Genomic DNA, 3,938 nt, shown 5'->3' on the forward strand with positions numbered 1-3,938 from the left:
CTTGTTTTAGCGTCTCTGTTCGCTGGTCTGCGACAGACCGCTGTTGTGCTAATTTATCAATCCTCACCAATGCATCAGATACTTCTCCAACGGCGGTGAGGACCTGCTGACGGAACAAGATCACCGATTTTTCCCGTGCAATTACAGCGAGTTCATATTGAGTTCTCAATCGTCGCTTTTGAAACAATGGCTGAGTAAGATTACCCATGGCATTTCCGAACAAGGAAGCCGGAAGCGTGAACCAGTTGCTTGCACGGAAGGAATTGACGCCTCCCTGGGCAGTAATTGTCAGTGAAGGGTACATATTGGCCTTATTTAACCCAACCCGTGCATTTGCCCGGTCAATTTCCAGCTCCGCACTTTTAACATCAGGACGCATATCCAACAATGCAGCAGGAATTCCTGCACTGATGTGTTTCAAGGGGAAAAACTGATCCAGTGAAGCCGCACGCTGAACCGGTCCCGGTACTTTACCCACTAGCAGACTGACGGCATTTTCCTGTACGGTTATATCCTGTTCAAAGCGGGGTACTAACTGGGCAGCAGCTAATTGCTGTGCCTGTGCTTGCTGGACAGCTAGAGAGGTTACCTGTCCGGCATCATACTGTAACTGTATAATCCGTAGCGTACTGTCATTAAGGGCAACGTTTTCCCTGGCAATTCTAACCTGAGCATCTAGCATCAGCAAATTATAATAACCTCGCGATATATCCGAGACAAGCTGTGTCTGGATGGCTTTTCTTGCTTCGGTTGTTTGGAGAAAAACCGCCAGCGCATTCGATTTTTGATTCCGGACTTTACCCCAGATATCAGCTTCCCAGGAGAGGGTAGCAGCAGCTGTATAATCTTCTATATGCTTACTATCTAAAAATTGACTTAGCGTCAGGCCATTTAAACTATTGTCTGAAGGGCGGCTGGTTGTGCCCGTTACTGCCAGGTTAATGGTGGGCAACTGGCCAACCCTTGCCTGCTTCAATAACTTTTGAGCGGCATCGATGTTTCGGATCGCGATCTGGAGATCATTATTTCTTATTAGCGCGGTATCAATCAGCACTTTAAGATAACTTTCCTGCAAAAATTCTCCTAAGGGTAAAGATGCAACCGAAGTCGTATAGCTTGATTGGGAACCGCGATAACTTGCAGGAAGTATATCCAATGGCTTGGGAATATCCCGGGACACCTTACAGGAACCCACCGCAATCAGAATGCCGGTCAATAAATAGGTAATTGGCTGTTTTATAAATGCGTTTATTTTCATTTTACTAATGATTGGTCTGGTGCTTTAAATGTACTTCAGGTGCTGGCAGGTCATATAACGCCTCTTCATCAGGATCCAGGTCCGTAGGGATCCCTGTAAATCGTTCCTGCAATCCCTGGAAAATCACGAACAACACGGGAATAATTAAAAGGCCAAGCAGAACGCCTGCAGCCATGCCGCCGGCAGCGCCGATACTGATCGAGTGATTACCCTGAGCCGATGGTCCGGATGCAAACATCATCGGAATCAATCCGGCAACAAACGCTGCCGAGGTCATAATAATTGGTCTGATCCTTGCCTTAGCAGCGTCAATTGCAGCATCAAGAATGCTTTCTCCGTTCTTTCGCCGCTGTAAAGCAAACTCTACGATCAAAATTGCGTTTTTAGCGAGCAGGCCAATCAGCATGATCAGCGCTACCTGCACATAAATATTGTTTTCGATGCCCACAAGCCCGATGGTGGCAAAAACACCGAAAATACCGGTGGGGATAGAAAGCATCACCGCAAATGGCAAGATATAACTCTCGTATTGGGCCGAGAGCAGGAAGTAAACGAACACCAGACACAGGACAAAGATAATGGTAGACTGTCCGCCGGAAGCGATTTCCTCCTTAGTGATACCACTAAACGCATAGCTGTATCCGGTTGGAAGTTTGCTTGTGGCGACCTCTTTTACGGCATTAATCGCATCACCGGTGCTAAAGCCGGGTTTTGGCATGGCATTGATCTTCATCGAATTGAACAGGTTATACCTGGAAGCCGTTTCTGTACCGTAAACCCTTTTAAGTTTAACCAAGGTACTTATCGGAACACTTTCACCGTTATTGTTCTTGACGTATACGCCATTTATGGCTGATTGATCCGTTCTGTCAGCTTTATCAGCCTGTACCATTACTCTGTAATACCGCCCGAAGCGATTAAAGTCGGATGCCTGAGCAGAGCCGAAGTAAGTCTGCATAGTTTGGAGTATATCCTTGGTACTTACGCCAAGCTGATCTGCTTTAACATCATCAACTTCTAGCTCTAATTGCGGATAGTCAGCGCGGAAGGTAGTAAAAGCAAGAGCGATCTCTGGCCGTTTCATCAATTCAGTGATAAACTGGTTACCAACTGTACCAAATTTTGCCAACTGACCACTGCCGGTTTTATCCTGCAAAACAAAATCAAGTCCATCAATATTGCTGAACCCAGGTACAGTCGGAAAAGTAAATACAAAGCAATCTGCTGTTTTGATGGCTGCAAGCTTACTTTGGATAATGCCCACAATCTCATTAATATCCTTTACTGGTCCACGATCTTTTCGAGGCTTAAGCAGCACGAAGGTAATATTGGCAGAAGGGCTGCCGGTGAAGGTCAGTAAATCAAAACCACTGGTTGTACTGAGCACCCGCAGGTAGGGTTCATGGAGCAGGATCTTTTCGATCTCTTTAGCGACCTTCACATTTCTATCAAGCGATGCGCCTGGCGGAAGTGATACAGACACTGCGATAAAGCCCTGATCTTCTGAAGGGATAAAACCGGTTTTGGTGCGGTTCATCAGCACACCTGTAGCTAAAATCAATATGGCCAGCCCTGCCAGGCTTATCCATTTGTGGCCTATAAGGAACCGCAAACTATTACTATAGCGGTTAGTCATGTTGTCAAAGCTGGTATTAAACCCCTTAAAGAATCTTCCGGCAAAGCCTTTGCGGTGTGAGCCTTCCTCTTCCATGTGGACATTCTTGAGAAATAATGCAGCCAAGGCAGGACTTAGGGTAAGCGCGTTTACCGCTGAAATCACGATAGCGATGGCCATGGTAAAAGCGAATTGCCGGTAAAAGACGCCAGTGGATCCCTTTAAAAATCCCACCGGCAGGAACACCGCTGCCATGATAAGCGTAATGGCTATGATCGCTCCTGAAATTTCATGCATGGCTTTGATGGTAGCTCTCTTTGCAGGAAGGTGGTCATGTTCCATTTTTGAATGAACCGCCTCGACGACGACAATCGCATCATCAACTACAATTCCTATAGCCAGCACGAGTGCAAAAAGCGTCAGCAAGTTAACCGTGAAACCGAATAAGTTCATGAAAAAGAAGGTACCAAGTATTGCCACCGGTACTGCAATTGCTGGTATCAGGGTAGAGCGGAAATCCTGAAGGAATAAGTAAACAACAATAAATACCAGAATAAATGCTTCAATCAGTGTATGTTTTACCTGGGTAATAGATTCATCAAGTGCATCTTTTGTGTTGTAAAGAACGATGTATTTAATTCCTTTTGGGAAATCTTTTGCTGCCTTGTCCATAACCTCCAGAATTTTTATTTGAATTTCATTGGAGTTTGAACCGGACAACTGGAAAATTCCAATCATAAATCCGGTCTTACCATTAATGGATGTACTGCTTCCATAGGTATAGGAGCCGAATTCAATCCGTGCTACATCTCTAAGGCGAAGCACTGAACCATCTGCATTTGCTCTGATCACTATATTTTCGTAATCTTCAGGCTTATTTAATTTCCCTTTATATTTGATGATATATTCGAATGCTTCTGAACTGCTTTCTCCGAGTCGTCCTGGTGCTGCCTCTAAATTTTTATCCTGAATGACAGCCATAATCTCTTTAGGTGTCACGTTATAGCTGGCCATTTGCTGAGGCTTTAGCCAAACCCGCATGGAATAATCTTTATTACCTCCCAG

General features: G+C 45.2%; 2 protein-coding genes. Both read right to left on the reverse strand.

Features of this window, described 5'->3' with window-relative positions:
* The coding region (locus ABWY16_RS15675) for a TolC family protein (protein WP_353905593.1) at positions 1–1,258 on the reverse strand (1,258 nt) is incomplete at its 3' end.
* Between the two features lie 4 nt (positions 1,259–1,262).
* The coding region (locus tag ABWY16_RS15680; RefSeq protein ID WP_353905594.1) for an efflux RND transporter permease subunit at positions 1,263–3,938 on the reverse strand (2,676 nt) is incomplete at its 5' end.

Origin of the sequence: Pedobacter sp., assembly GCF_040513095.1 — a bacterium.
In the GTDB taxonomy this organism is placed as follows: Bacteria; Bacteroidota; Bacteroidia; order Sphingobacteriales; family Sphingobacteriaceae; genus Pedobacter.